The sequence below is a fragment of the Thioclava sp. F1Mire-8 genome (genome assembly GCF_002213165.1).
GTDB classification, from domain to species: domain Bacteria; phylum Pseudomonadota; class Alphaproteobacteria; order Rhodobacterales; family Rhodobacteraceae; genus Thioclava; species Thioclava nitratireducens.
The window spans coordinates 133,324-150,674 of the sequence record NZ_NBNY01000005.1; the positions used below are offsets into that span (position 1 = coordinate 133,324).

Here is a 17,351-nt window from a genome sequence, read left to right on the forward strand (position 1 = left end):
GCCTACCAGTTTCTCTAACGCTTGTTAATCCGCCCTCACGGCAGAAGCGGCGACCAGGCCGGGTCCGACGCGGCGCCCGGCGTGGAGACTTTCTTCAGGTTGCGCCCGGAGATGTCGACCGAATAGAGCGAGGCCGAGCCTTCGGCGCCGGGGCTCTCCCGGGTGAACATGATTACGCGGCCATTGGGCGACCAGGTTGGGCCCTCGTCGAGGAAGGACGAGGTCAGCAGCCGCTCTTCCGAGCCATCGGTGCGCATCACGCCGATATGGAACCGGCCTTGGTTCTGCTTGGTAAAGGCGATCATATCGCCGCGCGGCGACCAGACCGGCGTCGAATAGCGCCCGTCGCCAAAGCTGATCCGCGTCGCCTCGCCGCCGCCGACCGGCATGATGTAGAGCTGCTGGGTACCCGAGCGATCGGACTCGAACACGATCCGCGAGCCGTCGGGCGAGAAGCTGGGCGAAGTCTCGATCGCGGGCGAGGTCGTCAGGCGTTGGGTCTGGCCCGTGCTGACATTCATCATCCAGAGGTCGGTATTGCCGTTCTGCTCCATCGAGTAGACGATTTTCTGCCCATCGGGCGAGAAGCGCGGCGCGAATGTCATCGTCCCGGGCACTTCAGGCAGCAGCCTCGCCGAGGCGGTCGCCACGTCGAGCATCTTGATGCGCGGGAAACCGGTCTCGAAGGTGGTGAAGAGCACTTTCGTCCCGTCGCGCGAGAAACGCGGTGCGAGCACGATGGTCGAGGCATCGGTGAGATAGGTCACATTCGCGCCGTCGTAATCCATCACCGCGAGGCGCTTCTGGCGGTTGTCCTTCGGCCCGCTTTCCGAGACGAAAACAACGCGGCTGTCGAAATACGGCCCCTCGCCCGTGATGCGCGAATAGATCACGTCCGAGACCTTGTGTGCCAGACGCCGCCAGCTTGCCGGCGAGGCCGCAAGTTGCTGCCCGTCGCCCATCTGCTGTCCGGAGAACACGTCGAACAGGCGGAACTTCACGACCACCTTGCCGCCCTGCATCCCGACCGATCCCACGACCAGCGCTTGTGCGTTGATCGCCTGCCAGTCGGAATATTTCACCGGCGTGTCGAAGCTCGACACGTTCTGGATATAGGCGGATTTCGGAATTTCGCGGAACAGCCCGGTCCCGGTCAGATCGCTCGAGATCACCTGCGTGATCTGGCTCGCCATCTGGCCAGCGTCGGGGGTCTCGGGGATGAAACCCGCGATTGCGAACGGCATCGGCTCGATCACACCATCGGTGATCTCGATATGCAGCGGCTCGGAATCCTGCGCGATTGCGGCGATGGGTGCCAGCATCACAGCGGCCAGCAAACTGAGAACGAAACGCATCATGTCACACACTCCCTTTCCGGGTCTTGCCCGGTTTGTAACGCGCTGCGGCACGATCGTGCATCACAACCCCATGACACCGCGCGGAAATTCGCCGATCAGCCATCATTTCATCCTCATTTTTTCGGGATTGAAGTCGATGGTGATCGTTTTCCAGCGGTCATATTTCTCCGGCGGCAGCGGGAACCCGTCCGAACCGCACAGAACGATGGCGCGTCGCCCGGCCTCGAAGGCCTGATCGACCGCGTTGCCGGTGCCGCCCGTCGCCCCGACCAGCTTGATTGAGGAGATGATCGGGTGGCCGTCGGGCTGCATGTCGACCGACAGCGTCACTGTGGTGCGCAGCGCATCCGAGCTGAGCGCGCCGGTGTTCCAGCACTGCTTGATATCGACGATCAGCGCGTCTTTCTCGCCCGCGGTGATCGGCGGACCCGTCGGCGCAGAGCCGGTGCCACCCGTGCCTTCACCGCCCAAGGCAGCCGCAAGCGCATCGTTGACCGAGGCGCTGTCGACTTTCTTCGGCTCGCTCGGCGCGGGCGTTTTCTCAGCCTGTTTCGGCTCAGCCGGTTTCTTCTCGGCGGGCTTGGGCGCTTCAGGCTTCTTCTCTGCCGGGGACGCAGCCGTCTGCGTCTCTTTCGGCGCGGGCGGTTTTGGCTTGGCGCTCGGCCGCGGCGAGGCCAGCGGCGCGGAGCTTTCCGGCTTGTCCTTGGTCTTGTTCGCCTCGGTCACGATTTCGGTGGAGGCTTCGGGCGGCGCCGTCGCCTCCTTCGGCTTCTCGGTGGGCTGATCGGGCGTGTCAGCGGGTTTGGGGGCCTCTTGCGGCTGAGCCTGCGGGTCGACCTTCGCCTCGGGCGGCGGCTCGGGCGCAGGCGTGGGAGCAACGCGCGGCGCCTGTTTCGGCTTCGGCACGGGCGAGATATCGGGCGTGACCGTCGGCGAAGGCTCCTCGACCGGCGGCACGATCTCCGGCGGCGTGTCGCTAACTTCGGCAGGCGGCGGCGGCTCTTGCAGGGCCGACACATCGGGCTGCGCATCCGGTACGGGGTCGGGCTGCTGCATCGCCTGCGGTTCCGGCTCGGGCTTGGCCTGCGGCTCCGGCGCGGGCGGCTTGGGCGGCGGGGCCGTCTCGGTTGGCGTATCGGGCGCCGTGGGCGCGACCGGATCCGGCGTGGGCTGCGGCGCGTCCTTCGGCGCCGAGGCCATCATCGTGTTGAAGTCCTTCTCGGACATCACCGCGACCTGAGAGATCACCACCGGCTTATTCGGTTTCGGGAAGAACCACTGGCCCCCGGCAATGACCCAGAAGAGCACGCCCAGATGCAGCGCGCCCGACAGGCCGTAACCGATCTTGTCCGCACGGTTCATGCGATGCCCCCTGGGCTCAGTTCCCCGCAGGCGCCGTCAATTGCGGCCCCCCGGTATCGGTGACGAGCGTGATGTTCGAGAACCCCGCGCCGTTGAGCGCGCCCATCACCTGCACCACCTGAGAATAGGAAATCTTGCCATCCGCGCGCAGGAAGACCTTGTCGCTCTTGCGCTCGGCCGCGATCGCCTTGAGACGGTCGATCAGCTGATCCTGCGGCACTTCCGAGTTCATCAGCGAGACCTTCCCGTCCGCCTGGATCGACACCGTCAGCGGCACCTCCTGCTCGGTCGGTACGGCCTTGGCCGCCGTCTTCGGCAACTCGAGCGGCACGCCCACCGTCATCATCGGCGCGGCGACCATGAAGATCACCAGCAGCACCAGCATCACGTCGACCATCGGCGTGACGTTGATCTCGCTCATCGCGGCGTGACGCCCGCGTCCGCTCCTGCGGCGCCGCGATCCGCCCGATCCGCGTTTTGCAACACCCGCACCCATGATCAGCTATCCAACTGGCGCGACAGGATGGTCGAGAATTCGTCCGCGAAGGCCTCATAGTTGCCCGCAATGCGATCGGCATCGGACGACAGCTTGTTGTAGAAGATCACCGCCGGAATTGCCGCGAGAAGACCCAGCGCGGTCGCCACCAGCGCTTCCGAAATGCCGGGCGCCACGACGGCGAGCGAGGTATTCTGCGAGATCGCGATCTCCTCGAAGGCGACCTTGATCCCCCAGACCGTACCGAACAGGCCCACGAAGGGCGAGATCGAGCCCACGGTCGCAAGGAAGGTCAGCCCGTAATTGAGGTTTTCGGTCGCCTTCTGGATCGCGACATCCATCGAGCGTTCGATCCGCGCTTGCGCGCCGGTGATCAGCGCCCCGTCCTGACGATGCGACCGGCGCCATTCCAACATGCCGGCGGCGAAGATCTTCTGGCTCGCGCCTTCGGGCGCGGGGCCGATCTGGTCGAACAGCTCGTCGAGCGGCTCGCCGGACCAGAAGGCCCGGTCGAAGGCTTCCGCCTCGGAGCGCGCCGCGCGATAGGCGATGAATTTGCGGATGATGATCGCCCAGGACCAGAAGCTGGCCACGACGAGGATGATCATCACGAGTTTGACGGTCAGCGATGCGCGCAGAAAGAGCGCCAGCAGGGAGAAATCGATCTCCTGCGCCATCGCAAGCGAAGAATGGTCCATAGGTACTGCTCGCCGGTTGGGGCCACGTTATCGGGCCTCTGATTACCAGCGATTCTATATCAGCAGTAAGGGGAACGCCATAACAACAATGTAACCGGCGAAACCCCGCCGCTTTTCAATGCAGTTTCGGGGCCAGTTTCCGGCGAATATCGGCGGGAAGCCGCTGAGCCGCGCCCGCCTCGTTGAGACAGACGATGGTGACCTGCGCGGTGAACAGCACCTCGCCGTCGCGCTGCACGGTCTGCTCCATCACCAAGCGCGCGCCCGTTTCGGTGACGAGGTCGGTCGTCACCACCAGTTCGTCGTCGAATTTCGCGGGACGCAGGTAATCGGCCTCGACGCGGCGCACCGCGAAGACCACCCCGTAATCGGCCTTCATGGCGACCTGATCTACGCCCAGCGCGCGGACGAATTCGGACCGCCCGCGCTCGATGAACTTCAGATAATTGGCGTAATAGACGATCCCCGCGAGGTCGGTATCCTCGTAATAGACCCGGATCGGAAACTCATGCGCCATGCTCGTTCTCCCGATCGTCCGGCTCCGCCTCGCCCACTTCGCGCGACAATTCCCGCACCGCCTCTGCGGCCTCGCCCTGACGCAGGCCGGCGCGGGCCGCGAGACGCAGCGCGTGGCTCGGATCTTTCGCCACAGCCGGCATCGTCGGGTCATAGGCAGCTGCGATCACCGCAGCGATCTCGGGGCGCAGCACGGTCACCCCGCGCGCCACCGCAAGCGGCGAGCGTTTCACGAAGGCCTTGTCGGACCAAAGCAGGATCATCTGCACCGCCTGGCTGAGCGCGATTACCTCGGCGGGCACCTCGTCGAGCCCCGCATCCATCCGCACGAAGGCGAAACAGGCGCGGATCGCGCCCTCCCTGTCGAAGCGGAAGACGCGATACTGGTTCGCCCCCTGATCGTCGAGCCGGATCACCAGATCCTGCAACCCGTCGATCAGGTGATCGAGATTGGGCACCTCGAGCAATTCCTGCCAGTCGCGGAAGAAGAAGATCATCAGGTTCGCGCCCAGCTCGGGATCGGTCTCGGCCATCTTGTGCCCTGCCAGCGCCACCACCGCCTCGACCGCGCCCTTCACCGTCGCAAGCGTCGCCGCCTCGACCCCGAACACGACGGGAACGACGGGGCGCCCCCAACGTGCGAATAGATATTCGTCGGAAGAGCGCCGGAAGAGCTGCTCCACCATTTCGCCCGTGATTTCTGCCTGTTCCGCCATGCTGCCTCCCTCGCTTCGCCCCGACCCTAAGAGATCGCGACCGAGGGGGGAAGGGGGCCAGCCCGATCGGCCGCGCATCCCCGGCTTTTGCCTGCAACGACGTTTCGGCTTGGCACAAATATCCCGGGGGAGCGCCCGACCGGGCGTGGGGGGAGCGCCCGACCGGGCGTGGGGGCAGCGCCCCCTCCTCTTCGGCGATTGCGAACCCACGGTGACGGGCGGCAGCCCTCCCTGATCTGCGCTTGCCGCGCTTGCACCTCACGCCTATAAGGGCGGCATGTTCTTGCTGGCTGCATATCCGCGAATTATTTGCCCGGCGCTCTGACGCGTCAGGGTAGCCGGGATATTGCGCCAAGCCTCGCGGCGTGCGCGCGCACGCCCTTCCCTTTCCCAAGGACGACCTATCCATGAGTTCCGACCAGACCACCGAGACGACCGCCCCCGACTATCGCGGCACCGTCTTCCTGCCGAAAACCGATTTCCCGATGCGCGCGGGCCTGCCTGCGCGTGAGCCCGACTGGCTGGCGCGCTGGGAGAAGATCGGCGTCTACGATCGCCTGCGCGAGAAGGCCGCGAAGGAGACGCGCCCCGGCTTCGTGCTCCATGACGGCCCTCCCTACGCGAACGGCCATCTCCATATCGGTCACGCGCTCAACAAGATCCTGAAGGATTTCATCACTCGCTCTCAGCAGATGATGGGCCGCGACGCGCGCTACGTGCCTGGCTGGGACTGCCACGGCCTTCCGATCGAGTGGAAGATCGAAGAGCAGTACCGCGCCAAGGGGCTCGACAAGGACGCTGTCGACGTGGTGGCGTTCCGCCGCGAATGCCGCGCCTTTGCCGAGAACTGGGTCGACATCCAGCGCGAGGAATTCAAGCGTCTGGGGGTCTATGGCAACTGGGCCGATCCCTATCTGACGATGAACTACCATGCCGAGGCGGTGATCGCCGAGGAGTTCATGAAGTTCCTGATGAACGGCACGCTCTACCAAGGCTCCAAGCCCGTGATGTGGTCGCCGGTCGAGAAGACCGCGCTGGCCGAGGCAGAGGTCGAGTATCACGACCACACCAGCCACACGATCTGGGTGCGCTTCAAGGTCCGCCGGGGCGGCAATGCCGACATGCCGACCGAGGATGCGGTCGAATATGACGCCGCGGATCAGGCGCTGCTGGCCGATCAGCTGCACGCGGCGAGCGTCGTGATCTGGACCACGACCCCGTGGACGATCCCGCAAAACCGCGCCGTGTCCTTCAATCCGGGCATCGCCTACGGGCTCTACCGCGTCGACACGCTGGGCGAGAAATCGACCGCCGAGGAAGGCGAACTGCTGCTGATGGCCGATGCGCTGGCGCAATCGGTGATGGATCAGGCGAAAGTCGAGAGCTTCACCCGCGTGCGCAATGTCAGCGCGGCAGAGCTTGAGGGGCTGACGCTCTCGCATCCCTATGCCGGCGTCGAGGGCGCGAATGGCGAGTGGGATTACGACGTCCCGGTCCTGCCCGGCGACCACGTCACCGACGAGGCCGGGACGGGCTTCGTTCACACCGCACCGAGCCACGGCGACGACGACTATCAGATGGGCCTGAAATACGGGCTGCAGATGACCTATAACGTCGAGCCCGACGGCAGCTACCGCAAGGACCTGCCGCTGTTCGGCGGCGAGGCGATCGTCGCGGCTGATGGCAAGGACGGACCGGCAAATGTGTCGAACATCAAGCAACTGGCCTGGGCCGGGGCGCTTCTCGCCAAGGGCAAGATCAAGCACTCCTATCCGCATAGCTGGCGTTCCAAGGCCCCGCTGATCTATCGCAACACGCCGCAATGGTTCGCCGCGATCGACCACACGCTGGATGACGGCATGGGCGAGTATGGCGACACGATCCGCGCCCGCGCGCTGACCTCGATCGAGGAGCTGGTGACCTTCACGCCCGAGAAGGGCAAGAACCGCCTGCATTCGATGATCGAGAACCGTCCCGACTGGGTGCTGAGCCGTCAGCGCGCCTGGGGCGTGCCGCTCACCTGCTTCGTCAAGAAAGGCGCCAAGCCCACCGACGCAGACTTCCTGCTGCGCAACGCCGAGGTCAACGCGCGCATCACCGCCGCCTTCGAGACCGAGGGTGCGGACGCGTGGTACGAGGACGGTTTCAAGGCGAAGGTTCTGGAAGGCGTCGTGAATCCCGACGAGTACGAGCAGATCTTCGACGTGCTCGACGTCTGGTTCGATTCCGGCTCCACCCACGCCTTCGTGCTGCGCGACCGCGCGGACGGGACAGAGGACGGCATCGCCGATGTCTACCTCGAGGGGACCGACCAGCACCGCGGCTGGTTCCACTCCTCGTTGCTGCAGGCCTGCGCCACGAAGGGCCGCGCGCCCTACCGCAACGTGGTGACGCATGGCTTCACGCTCGACGAGAAGGGCATGAAGATGTCCAAATCGCTCGGCAACACCGTCGCGCCGCAGGAGGTGATCGAGCAATACGGCGCCGATATCCTGCGGCTCTGGGTTGCGCAGTCGGACTTCACGGCCGATCTGCGCATCGGCAAGGAGATCCTGAAAGGCACCGCCGACAGCTATCGTCGTCTGCGCAACACGCTGCGTTTCATGCTGGGCAATCTCGATGGGTTCTCCGACGCCGAGCGCGTCGATCCGACCGAGATGCCGGAGCTGGAGCGCTGGGTACTGCATCGTCTGGCACAGCTCGATACCGAGGTGCGCAAGGGCTATGACGCCTTCGATTTCCAGGGCGTTTTCCAGCAGCTGTTCAACTTCTGCACGGTGGACCTGTCGGCCTTCTATTTCGACGTCCGCAAGGATGCGCTCTATTGCGACCCCGAGGACAGCCTGCGCCGCCGTTCGGCGCGCACGGTGCTGGATCTGCTGTTCCATCGCCTGACGACCTGGCTCGCGCCGATCCTCGTCTTCACCATGGAAGACGTGTGGCTGTCGCGCTTCCCGGGCGACGATGCCTCGGTTCACCTGCAGGACATCCCCGAGACGCCCGAAGCCTGGGCCGACGCGAGCCTTGCGGCGAAATGGGATGGCATCCGCCGCGCACGTCGCGTGGTGACGGCAGCGCTGGAGGTGCAGCGTTCGGCCAAGGTGATCGGAGCCTCGCTAGAGGCCGCACCAGTCGTACATGTCGAGGATGCGGATGTTCTGGCGGCGCTGAAATCGGTGCCCTTCGAGGATCTCTGCATCACCTCGGACATCGCGCTGACCGCCGATCCGGCTCCGCAGGAAGCGTACCGCCTGCCCGAAGTTTCGGGCATCTCGGTGGTCTTCGAGAAGGCCGACGGTCAGAAATGCGAGCGCTGCTGGAAGATCCTGCCCGATGTCGGCACGCATGAGCATCCCGGCACCTGCAAACGGTGCGATGCGGCGCTCGACTGAGAGGCGCGTATCCGGTGACGGAATGAAGGGCACCCGCTTGGGTGCCCTTTTTCATGTCAGGTCAGGACGGCATCTGGTGCGGCGGCAGCGGCGGCGGCCCGAAACGGTTACCGCGCGGCGAGCCGCGCTGAACGGTGAAGAAGAGCAGGACCAGCGTCCCGATCAGCGGGATCAGCATGATCAAGGCCCACCAGCCGGTTCGGTCGAGGTCGTGCAGCCGCCGCACCAGCACCGCGAGCGACGGCAGGAACACGACGAGCGAGAAGATCGCCCCCAGCAGCGACGCTTCGCCGCTCCGCATCATCATCGGACCGAAGAGGATGCGATCCAGCAGCCCGAAGACGATGTTCCCGAGAAAGACGAAGAGCACGAACCACCAGAATTCGGGCCGGGCCGCGCGGCCGGTGAAAGTCACGTAGTTCGAGAAACATTTGCGGATCGCTTCGCTGAACTCCATCGGGCGTCTCCCTTCGTGGATGAGCTGTCGAGGAAGCTTAGCCTCAGGACGACGCGTCACGCCAGCGTGAATCCGGCGGGGCAGGTGCGGTGGGCGCGTGATGCGTCAACGCGCGACGTGCATTCTTCTTATTTGCGTCAAGATTCGCGGCTAACCTCGCGGAATGACCCAAAGTGAAAGCCATCCGCCCGCCCCGCTTCGCCCCCTGTTTCGCAGTTGGGGCTTCTGGGCGTTGCTGGCGGGCGCGGCCGCGTTGGTTCTGGTTTTCGTGCAGATCTCGGGTATTTCGAACGGGCCTCAGCCCTCTGCCGGAAGTCAGATTGGCGAGATCGCTGGCGAGATCAAACGCTCGGCTTGGCGGTCCTTCTTCGGCCTTGCGCCGAAGCCGGTGGAGCCGCAACCACTCCCGGCTTCCAGCTACCTCGGCCTCGCGGCGCCGGTCCTCGGGATCCTAGCGATCGTGCTCGCGGGGATCGCAGCGGCACTCCGCGAAAACTGGCGACTGCCGAGCTATGCGGTGAGCCTCGGAATCGCGGCGATCGTCTTCCAATATGTCTGGTGGATCGCGCTGCTCGTTGCCGGCGTTGTCCTGCTCGTCACGATCATCGCCAATCTCGGCGAGATTTTCAGCTTCTGACCGCATCCCTGTCGCGCAGCCAGCGCTGCAGCGTGCGCTCCTCGGCCTGTGCCTGCTCGCGCTTTGCCAGCTCCGCCGCGCGTTCGGCGCGGGCCCGGTCGAGAAGCGTGTCATAGGTCTTCGCCTCTCGGAACAGCTCTCGCATCCGGTCTTCGAGCGGCACGCGGCGTTCGTTCAGCGTGCCGATCTCCTGATCGAGCCACGAGACCGTCTCGCGCACCGCCTCGCGGAATCCGGCGGCGTAAGGCGCGGTCTCAGGCGAGGTGACGTGAAGCTCGGCGCGGGCGCGCGCTGTCAGCGTATCGCGCTCGCCTTCCAGCCGCGCGACCTGCGCATTCAGCTTCGATAGCTCGCCGGCCTGCTCTTCGAGCTCACGCCGCCGCAGCCGCCCGATCACCTCCAGGGCCGCGATCCGGTTGCGGGCCATGGCGCGGTTACGCCGCCTGCGGCAGGTCTTTCTGCGCCTGCTCGACGGCGTAGAAATCCGGCTGATGCGCGGTTGGGATGCTGCCGCGCCCGATCTCGACGCAGATATTCGGCGGGTGGTCGCTCACAAGCGCAACGAAGATGTCGCGGATCACCGCATAGAACGCGGAATCCTCTTCCTCGATCTGGCGCAGACGGCCAGACATCGGCTGCACGAAGCAATAAGCAAGGAACACGCCGAGGAAGGTCCCGACAAGCGCGCCGCCGATCATACCACCCAGGATCTCCGGCGGCTGGTCGATCGCACCCATGGTTTTGATCACGCCCAGAACGGCGGCGATGATGCCGATGGCAGGCAAGGCGTCGGACACGGTCTGGAGCGCTGAGGCGGGGGCCAGAACCTCGCGGTGATGCTTCTTCAGCTTGCGGTTGATGACGTCCTCGGTCTGGTACTTGTCGTCGAAATTCATCGCCAGCATCCGGAAGCTATCGGTAATAAGCTGGATCGCGAAATGATCCTTCAGGATACGCGGATAGCGGCTGAAGATCTCGCTCTCTTCCGGGGCTTCGACATGCGGATCGAGCGCGATGATACCCTTGTTGCGATAGAGCCGCGACAGCTCGTAGAGCAGGTTCAAGAGGTCGGTGTAATCCGCCGTCTTCCACTTGCTGCCCTTGAGCACCTTTACGAGCCCCCGGCCCGATTGCTTGATCATCCCGAACGAGTTGGCGATCAGGAACGACCCGAGCGCGGCGCCGCCGATCATCATCCCTTCGAACGGCAAGGCATGAATCAGAACGTCCATGCTGCCGCCGGACAGGAGGAAGCCGCCGAACACGAGGCCCACGACGGCCAACAGGCCAAGGATGATCGTCATTATACTTTGTCCGTATGCTTCGCGCCCCCAGTCTTTCACCGGCAGGCGCAGTTTCCCCAAAATCTCGAGCAAATCTCCGGTGACGCTCTCGTTAAGTCAAGTATAAATACCAAAATCATTAACGAGAATAAGCACAAAACACACTATATCATCTATAGACAAGGAAACTTGACCGATTATCCATGAATAGATAGGATAACTCCAACACTGATCTTGGATTCAGGGCATCGAATGAGCGCCAGTGCGGAAGCCATAGCCTTTCTGCTCGAAGAGCAGGATCTGCGCCATCTGTTCCAGCAATGGCCGCAGCACATGTGTCTGGCCGTCGGCCTCGACCCGGAAGGCGGCTGCGCGATGCTGGTCTTCCACGCGAGCGAGGCCGGGCGCGTACTGCCCCGGCTCGCGCGGTCGATGAACTGGCGCGCGGATGAGTTCAGCGTCATTCCAAAGATCGACGGCTACCAGACACGGCGGATACTGTTCTCCGACGAGCAGAAGATTCTGTCGCTCGTGCAGGACACCGACAACCTTCCGGAAATCGCCCGCGATTACGCGATCAATTTCGCCTATGCCGCCGACGAGGGGCTCGACCCGGAAGCGATGACCGATGCGAAATCCGCCTCGGTGTCGCCTGCGTTGCGCGAGGTCGAGCGGCTCCTGTCGGAGTTGAACCCGACATACTCCGCGACATCGAACGCTCCGCCGACGAGCAGGAATACGGCCTCTGTGCCTACCAATCGAGCGGAAACAACGGCCCCGGTGAGCGCGGATGGCGGCCCGCCCGGCTTCCGGCGGCTGAGCGATACGCACCGGGCCGAGGCGCTGATGGCGACTTGCGAATTGAGCCTCGATGCCGACACCGTGCGGATCACCATCGACGAGGCCGGCGCCGATGCGCAAAGCTTCGGGGTCCGAGACGTCTACTTCCGCGACGATCTTCGCAGCTTCGCCATCCCGGTGGCGGAACTCGCGCGTCAGGGGGCAACCGCCCTGCCCGGTCAGATCCACGCCGCGGCGGATCACTTCCCGGCCCCGCTTCTCGCGACCTTGCGGCAGGCGCCGCTGACGGCGCGACTGACCGCGCTCGACCACTACATCTTCATCGCCCCCGAAGCCGCAAAACCGCGCGCCGCTGCCCTGTCTGCCCCGGCGCGCGCGGAGCCAGGCAAGTTTCCAGCAAAGCGCGAGGGCGCGAAGCCGCAGATGCGCACGATGTTGGGCGGCGCCGCGTTGATCTTCTTCTCGGCGCTGGCGCTGCAACTTGGCCTGACGCCTGCGCTCAGCCATGGCGAGGCGCGGAAGGTCTCGCTCGATACGATCCGGGAATCCGTCTTCCAGTCGCTTGCGGATGAACAAAGCGGCAAGGAGCGCTGAGCCATGGATTGCGCAATCATCACCCCGATCGGCCCCGGCCATCGCCAGTTGTTCGAAGAAAGCTGCGCGCCCTCCGTCGAGACCGCGATCGGCTTTTCCAAGGGGCCGTTCGACCATGTCCATCACTACCCGATGGATGACACGCAAGGGCTGCACGGCCGGTCTGCACGTCGCAATACCGCGATCCGGCAAGCGCAGGAGGCGGGCATCGAATGGATTTTCTTCCTCGATGCGGATGACGTGCTGACCCCGAACGCGTTCGAGGCTTTCGGCGCGCGACTTGCCGATGAGCCCACGCTCGATGCGCTTTGGGGGCTGATCTGCGAATTCGACGCGGCGGGCGAGCCGCAACTGCGTGACGGTCAGCCGGCAGAGCTTTCCAGCTATGCAGAGTTTCTCGCCACGCCACCCTTCTTCGCGGTTCAGATCGGCGCTTTCATCCGCACCGAACTCGCGGCGCGCTTCGGCTTCGATGAGGCGATGGATACGGGCGAGGATTACAAGCTTTACCTGCAACTCTGGCAGAACGGGCACTGCGCGAAACGCCCGGAGATCTTCTTCATCAACCGCCGCGATCAGCACTCCACCGGGCCGCGCTCTGCGACCGGAGCCGATTGGGCCCGACAGGTCGAGCGGATGTGGGCCGACGCGGTCGAGCGCGATCCGCTCTGGGCGCCGCTCGAACATCGGGGGGTGGCGGCGAAGATGCAGATCACCAATCCGCTCGACATCATCCAGAACACCCACCTTCAGGGGAGGTTCTTCGAGGATAGCTCGCTCGAGAAGCTGCGCGATCTGATCGGCGTGAAGCACCCGCATATCGTCGAGGTCGGCGCGAATATCGGCAACCACGTCGTCTGGTACGCACAGCATCTGAACCCGGCGCGCATCTATCCGGTGGAGCCGAACCCCGCGGCGCTGACCCTTCTGGAAGGCAATATCGCCGCGAACGGGATCGACGGCCTGATCGACCGGCGCGGCATGGGCTTCGGCGTGGGCCGCGCGGAGGGCAGCTTCCGCGCAGAGACGACGCAGGAAAACAACCTCGGGGCCACGACACTGATCGCTGACGAAGCGGGCGAGTTGAAGGTCGTGACGCTGGATGCGCTGATGGCCGACGCCCGCGCCGACTTTCTCAAGATCGACGCTGAAGGGATGGAGCTGGACGTGCTCGCCGGGGCCGAGGGGCTGATCGCGCGCGACCGCCCGCTGATCTGGGTCGAGACCCGCCGCGACAACCTCCTCGCCTTCGCGCAGGAATGGTGCCGCGCGCATGACTACGTGCTGGTCGACAGCGTGTTCTACGTCCATTCGATCGACTACTTCGCCATTCCGAGGGAACGCGCATGACCCAGACCACCCTCTCACGCAAGGACCGGCGCGCCCGGGCCGCGAAAGCCGCGAAGTATTACGGTATCGCGGACAGCGCAGCGGCGCTGACGATGCACGAAGCCTATGAGGCGCTCGCTGCGGCTGACGGCCCGCACGCGGCGCGGCTGGCGCATGAGGTCAGCCAGGCGCATCCGGCGAACCGTCACCCGTGGCTCGTGCTGGGCACCGTGGCGCTCGACCGCCGCGAGGCCGAAGCCGCGACGAAGTTCTTCGAACGCGCCCTGCTGATCGCGCCCACCGATCCGATGGGGCTTGCAGGGCTGGGTAAGGCGCGGGTTCTCAAGGCCGACATCTTCGCGGCCATCGATCTGTTTGCGCAGGCAATCGAGCGTGGCAGCGAAGACGTTCCGATGGCCCGCCTCTATGCCGATCTGATGGGGCGGCTCGACCGGTCGACCACGGCCGGACGAAATCTGCGCAAGATGGCTGAGCGCATGAAGACGGCCGAGATCTGGTTCATCACGGCCGACGCCTTCGCCACAGGCGAAAGCAATGCCGAAGCCGCGCCCGCCTACGAGGAAGCCGCGCGACTTTCGCCGGCGCCGATCGCGCACCGCATCGGCTTGCTCAAGGCGAAACTCTTCCGCCAGAACTACAGGGGCCTCATCGTCGGCGCCGATGCCTTGCTGGCCGAGGCCGATCTGCCCCCCGCGCATCGCGACGAAATCGTCACCCTTCGGATGGCGGCTCTACGTGCGTGCGGCGAGACCGAGCGCGCCCTCGAGACCCTCTCGCATCGCTTCGAAGATCCCGCGCAGTTCCAGCGGGTTTTGGGATTTTCCGGCAATTGCCACCTCGACCGGGAAGACTTTCGCGCGGCGCGGATCGCGTTTCGCGAAGCCCTTCACCTCGTTGACGGGGGCGGGCTCTGGGTGCGGCGCGCCTACGGCACCTTCCTGATGGGCGAAGGCGATTTCGCGGCGGGAGCCCCCTATTACGCAGGCCGCCAGCCCGACGCGAACCGCCGCCGCATTCCCTATGAAAATTCCGAGCCCGAGCGGCTCGCCACCCGCGATCGCCTCTTTCTCGTCGACGAGCAGGGGATCGGCGACCAGCTTGCGCTGCTGCCCATCATCGGGCGCGCTCCCCTGCCCGCCGGCGCAAAGGTGACCTTCGTCGGCGAGGCCCGGATGAAGCCCTTGATCGAGCGTTCCGGCCTTGGGATCGCCTTCGCGGAGACCACCAAGGTCGACAAGATGGGCGTCGCTCCGGAGGAAATGATCTTCGTCGGTGACCTCGTGCGCTATCTCACCGTCGAGGCGCTCGCGGCGCGACCGCTTGGCGGGTATCTGAACGCCGATCCGGTGCAGGTCGAGATGACCCGGGCCCGCTATCGCGAGATGGCGCAGGGGCGACCGATCGTCGGCGTCGCATGGCACAGCAGCGACGCGATCACCGGAGCGCATCGCTCGCTCGCGCTAGAAACGATGCTGAGGGCCCTGCCCGAAGGTGCCTTGGTGGTGAACCTGCAATATGGCGACCGCGAGGCGGAGCTGGCGCAAGCCGCCCGCAGCCGTCCTGACCTGACGCTTTTCCACGATGCCGCAATCGACCAGTTCGCCGATCTCGACGGGTTCGCCGCACAGATCATGGCGCTCGATCGGGTGGTGAGCATCGACAACACCACCGCCCATCTCTGCGGTGCGCTGGGGCATCCCGACACCCATGTGCTGATCCCGAAAGGGGCGGCGTGCATGTGGTATTGGGGCCGTCAAGGAAGCCCGGATCGTTGGTATGGAAACCTGCAACTTCATCGCCAGGCGCAGCTCGGCGACTGGAGCGGCCCACTGTCGGAAATCGCCGCGCTTTAAGAGGCGCTCGGGACCGCGGGCTTACGCGCCCTCGCCATCTACCTCTTCGGGAAGCGGCACGTCGAAGCCCGCTTCCAGTAGCAGCCTGTAGGTTTCCGCGAAGGCCCGCATCGATCCAAGCTGCTCCGATTTCCGCTGCGACAGGAAAACCGTCGCGCTTTGGTGGAAGCGGATCGCCGCATCTGTGTCGGGATCGGCGCCGGGACGGTAAGCGCCCACCCGGATCAGATCCTCCATATCCGCATATTTTCCCAGCGCGCGCCGGGCCGCCTGCATGATCCGATACTCGGCGTCGGTGTGGCAGTCGGGCAGCATCCGCGAGATGCTTTTCTGCACATTCACCGCCGGATAGCGGTCCTGTTCGGCGATGTGGCGGTCGAGCACGATATGCCCGTCCACGATCCCGCGCACGGTATCGGCAATGGGCTCGTTCATGTCATCGCCGTCCACCAGCACCGTGTAGAGCCCGGTGATATCGCCCGTCCCTTCGACGCCGGGTCCCGCCCGTTCCAGCAGATGCGGCAGTTCCGCGAAGACGGTGGGCGGGTAGCCCCGGATCGTCGGCGGCTCGCCCCCGGAGAGGCCGATCTCCCGCTGCGCCATCGCGAAGCGGGTGACGGAATCGATCAGCAGCAGCACCTGCTTGCCCTGATCGCGGAAATGCTCGGCCACGGCGGTCGCGGTCCACGCCGCCTGACGGCGCAGCAAGGGCGGCTCGTCGCCCGTCGCCACCACGACGACCGCGCGCGCCATGCCCTCGGGGCCCAGATCGTTCTGGATGAAGTCCTGCACTTCGCGGCCACGCTCGCCCACCAGCCCGATCACGATCACATCCGTATCGGTATTGCGCGCGAGCATCGCCATCAATGTCGATTTCCCGACGCCGGAGCCCGCGAAGACACCCATGCGCTGGCCACGACAGATCGGGGTAAAGATGTCGAAGACTTTGATTTGCGTCTCGAGCTTCGCGCCGACCCGCTTTCGGTCGAAGGCGCGCGGCGGGGCGGCCTTGAGGTCGCGCGCCATCTCCCCCGGGGTCCAGCCAGTGCCGCTGCGCACGGGCCGGCCCAGCGCATCCACGACCTGACCGATCCAGCTTTCATCGGGGTGGATCAGATCGCCGTGCTGGTCGAGTTCGACCCGATCCCCCACCGAGACGCCATCCCAGCTGCCGAACGGCAGAACGCGGGTTCCAGCCTCGTTCAAACCGACCGCCTCGGCGAGAACCGGACCGCGCCGCCCGTGCACGATGCAGCGCTGGCCGATTCCCATCGCGCGTTCGAGCCCGACGACAGTCAGCGACAGGCCCGTGACCGAATGGACATGACCGACAATTCTTGCCTCATCGGCCTCGTCAACCGCATAATTCAAGGAAGAAAAAATCGTATTCACAAGGATAAACCCTACCAATCCATTCTCACACCAGTATACTATCCATGAAAACGGAGCGATCCAACGTGAAACTTGATACGATATCCTTTTTTAACCTCGCCTCGGATCGGATGCAGTGGCTTGCGGCCCGCCAGAAGGTGCTGGCCGAGAACATCGCCAATGCCGACACGCCGAATTACCGCGCGCGGGACGTCACCGACTTCCAGAGCTTCCTCGAGAAGAGCGACGCGGCGCGCGCAACCGGCGGCCCGTCGCACGAAACCACCGTCGAGACGGTGAATGCCAGCGGCGCATGGGACAGCAGTCTCGACGGCAACGACGTGGCGCTGGAGCAGCAATCCGTGATCGCGAGCGAGAATGCGGACCAATATCGGTTGGCGGCGAACCTCTATCGAAAGGCCTACCAGCTTATCAACGCCGCCAGCGGCAAAGAGTAACGTGCGGAG

The 17,351-nt window shown here is 64.8% G+C and carries 16 protein-coding genes; 6 read left to right on the forward strand and 10 right to left on the reverse strand.

Translation table 11 applies throughout. The annotated features are described in order from the left end of the window. Positions 1 to 35: 35 nt before the first annotated feature. The 6 genes from tolB to B6V75_RS16395 all read right to left on the reverse strand — a co-directional run bounded on the left by tolB (position 36) and on the right by B6V75_RS16395 (position 5,116). A complete protein-coding gene (tolB, locus tag B6V75_RS16370) occupies positions 36 to 1,358 on the reverse strand; it encodes a Tol-Pal system beta propeller repeat protein TolB (protein WP_075775878.1) in 1,323 nt (440 codons plus the stop codon). A gap of 102 nt (positions 1,359 to 1,460) precedes the next feature. Continuing rightward, complete coding sequence (locus B6V75_RS16375) at positions 1,461 to 2,720, reverse strand: hypothetical protein (RefSeq protein WP_088720383.1); 1,260 nt, start codon at positions 2,718 to 2,720, stop codon at positions 1,461 to 1,463. Positions 2,721 to 2,736: 16 nt separating this feature from the next. After that, the gene (tolR, locus tag B6V75_RS16380; protein WP_075775876.1) at positions 2,737 to 3,216 is read right to left on the reverse strand and encodes a protein TolR; all 480 of its coding nucleotides are present in this window, start codon (positions 3,214 to 3,216) and stop codon (positions 2,737 to 2,739) included. Positions 3,217 to 3,218: 2 nt separating this feature from the next. Continuing rightward, positions 3,219 to 3,914, reverse strand: a complete 696-nt coding sequence (gene tolQ, locus B6V75_RS16385; RefSeq protein WP_088720384.1) for a protein TolQ — start codon at positions 3,912 to 3,914, stop codon at positions 3,219 to 3,221. Between the two features lie 115 nt (positions 3,915 to 4,029). After that, complete coding sequence (gene ybgC, locus B6V75_RS16390) at positions 4,030 to 4,431, reverse strand: tol-pal system-associated acyl-CoA thioesterase (RefSeq protein ID WP_088720385.1); 402 nt, start codon at positions 4,429 to 4,431, stop codon at positions 4,030 to 4,032. Beyond that, positions 4,421 to 5,116 carry a hypothetical protein gene (locus tag B6V75_RS16395; RefSeq protein ID WP_240496993.1) on the reverse strand — a complete coding sequence of 232 codons (696 nt, stop codon included), beginning with the start codon at positions 5,114 to 5,116 and terminating at the stop codon, positions 4,421 to 4,423. The genes ybgC and B6V75_RS16395 overlap by 11 nt, the downstream gene beginning before the upstream one ends. 437 nt (positions 5,117 to 5,553) lie before the next feature. Here B6V75_RS16395 and ileS point away from each other — a divergent pair, with 437 nt between their 5' ends. Next, entirely contained in the window at positions 5,554 to 8,538 is a 2,985-nt protein-coding gene (ileS, locus tag B6V75_RS16400) for an isoleucine--tRNA ligase (protein WP_088720386.1), read from the forward strand. A gap of 61 nt (positions 8,539 to 8,599) precedes the next feature. Here the strand turns inward: ileS and B6V75_RS16405 are convergent, their stop codons facing one another. Then, entirely contained in the window at positions 8,600 to 8,995 is a 396-nt protein-coding gene (locus B6V75_RS16405; protein WP_088720387.1) for a DUF805 domain-containing protein, read from the reverse strand. Between the two features lie 163 nt (positions 8,996 to 9,158). Here B6V75_RS16405 and B6V75_RS16410 point away from each other — a divergent pair, with 163 nt between their 5' ends. Continuing rightward, entirely contained in the window at positions 9,159 to 9,632 is a 474-nt protein-coding gene (locus B6V75_RS16410) for a hypothetical protein (RefSeq protein WP_088720388.1), read from the forward strand. Here the strand turns inward: B6V75_RS16410 and B6V75_RS16415 are convergent. Both B6V75_RS16415 and motA read right to left on the reverse strand, forming a co-directional pair. Beyond that, complete coding sequence (locus tag B6V75_RS16415) at positions 9,622 to 10,059, reverse strand: flagellar FliJ family protein (protein ID WP_088720389.1); 438 nt, start codon at positions 10,057 to 10,059, stop codon at positions 9,622 to 9,624. The genes B6V75_RS16410 and B6V75_RS16415 overlap by 11 nt on opposite strands. A 7-nt stretch (positions 10,060 to 10,066) precedes the next feature. Next, positions 10,067 to 10,936, reverse strand: a complete 870-nt coding sequence (motA, locus tag B6V75_RS16420; RefSeq protein WP_075775869.1) for a flagellar motor stator protein MotA — start codon at positions 10,934 to 10,936, stop codon at positions 10,067 to 10,069. Between the two features lie 231 nt (positions 10,937 to 11,167). Between motA and B6V75_RS16425 the strand changes: the two genes are divergently transcribed. The 3 genes from B6V75_RS16425 to B6V75_RS16435 are packed head-to-tail and all read left to right on the forward strand — an operon-like array spanning position 11,168 to position 15,513. Next, positions 11,168 to 12,310, forward strand: coding sequence for a hypothetical protein (locus B6V75_RS16425; protein WP_088720390.1), 1,143 nt, complete (start codon positions 11,168 to 11,170; stop codon positions 12,308 to 12,310). Between the two features lie 3 nt (positions 12,311 to 12,313). Further along, positions 12,314 to 13,660 (forward strand): FkbM family methyltransferase, encoded by a 1,347-nt coding sequence (locus B6V75_RS16430; protein WP_088720391.1) that lies wholly within the window; start codon positions 12,314 to 12,316, stop codon positions 13,658 to 13,660. Continuing rightward, on the forward strand, positions 13,657 to 15,513 hold the full coding sequence (locus B6V75_RS16435; protein WP_088720392.1) for a hypothetical protein: 1,857 nt from the start codon (positions 13,657 to 13,659) through the stop codon (positions 15,511 to 15,513). Before B6V75_RS16430 ends, B6V75_RS16435 begins: the two co-directional genes overlap by 4 nt. Positions 15,514 to 15,534: 21 nt before the next feature. Here B6V75_RS16435 and B6V75_RS16440 read toward each other — a convergent pair whose 3' ends face one another. Then, positions 15,535 to 16,884: a FliI/YscN family ATPase gene (locus B6V75_RS16440; protein ID WP_206198505.1), complete on the reverse strand. Its 1,350-nt coding sequence runs from the start codon at positions 16,882 to 16,884 to the stop codon at positions 15,535 to 15,537. 86 nt (positions 16,885 to 16,970) lie between these two features. Between B6V75_RS16440 and B6V75_RS16445 the strand changes: the two genes are divergently transcribed. Beyond that, entirely contained in the window at positions 16,971 to 17,342 is a 372-nt protein-coding gene (locus tag B6V75_RS16445; protein ID WP_088720394.1) for a flagellar basal body protein, read from the forward strand. Positions 17,343 to 17,351: the final 9 nt, after the last annotated feature.

Excerpts from the sequence above, each read along its gene's own strand:
- B6V75_RS16435 (WP_088720392.1), top strand. The coding sequence starts at position 13,657 with ATGACCCAGACCACCCTCTCACGCAAGGACCGGCGCGCCCGGGCCGCG.
- tolB (WP_075775878.1), bottom strand. The coding sequence starts at position 1,358 with ATGATGCGTTTCGTTCTCAGTTTGCTGGCCGCTGTGATGCTGGCACCC.
- B6V75_RS16430 (WP_088720391.1), top strand. The coding sequence starts at position 12,314 with ATGGATTGCGCAATCATCACCCCGATCGGCCCCGGCCATCGCCAGTTG.
- B6V75_RS16410 (WP_088720388.1), top strand. The coding sequence starts at position 9,159 with ATGACCCAAAGTGAAAGCCATCCGCCCGCCCCGCTTCGCCCCCTGTTT.
- B6V75_RS16405 (WP_088720387.1), bottom strand. The coding sequence starts at position 8,995 with ATGGAGTTCAGCGAAGCGATCCGCAAATGTTTCTCGAACTACGTGACT.
- ybgC (WP_088720385.1), bottom strand. The coding sequence starts at position 4,431 with ATGGCGCATGAGTTTCCGATCCGGGTCTATTACGAGGATACCGACCTC.
- ileS (WP_088720386.1), top strand. The coding sequence starts at position 5,554 with ATGAGTTCCGACCAGACCACCGAGACGACCGCCCCCGACTATCGCGGC.
- B6V75_RS16425 (WP_088720390.1), top strand. The coding sequence starts at position 11,168 with ATGAGCGCCAGTGCGGAAGCCATAGCCTTTCTGCTCGAAGAGCAGGAT.
- B6V75_RS16375 (WP_088720383.1), bottom strand. The coding sequence starts at position 2,720 with ATGAACCGTGCGGACAAGATCGGTTACGGCCTGTCGGGCGCGCTGCAT.
- motA (WP_075775869.1), bottom strand. The coding sequence starts at position 10,936 with ATGACGATCATCCTTGGCCTGTTGGCCGTCGTGGGCCTCGTGTTCGGC.
- tolR (WP_075775876.1), bottom strand. The coding sequence starts at position 3,216 with ATGGGTGCGGGTGTTGCAAAACGCGGATCGGGCGGATCGCGGCGCCGC.
- tolQ (WP_088720384.1), bottom strand. The coding sequence starts at position 3,914 with ATGGACCATTCTTCGCTTGCGATGGCGCAGGAGATCGATTTCTCCCTG.
- B6V75_RS16395 (WP_240496993.1), bottom strand. The coding sequence starts at position 5,116 with ATGGTGGAGCAGCTCTTCCGGCGCTCTTCCGACGAATATCTATTCGCA.
- B6V75_RS16415 (WP_088720389.1), bottom strand. The coding sequence starts at position 10,059 with ATGGCCCGCAACCGGATCGCGGCCCTGGAGGTGATCGGGCGGCTGCGG.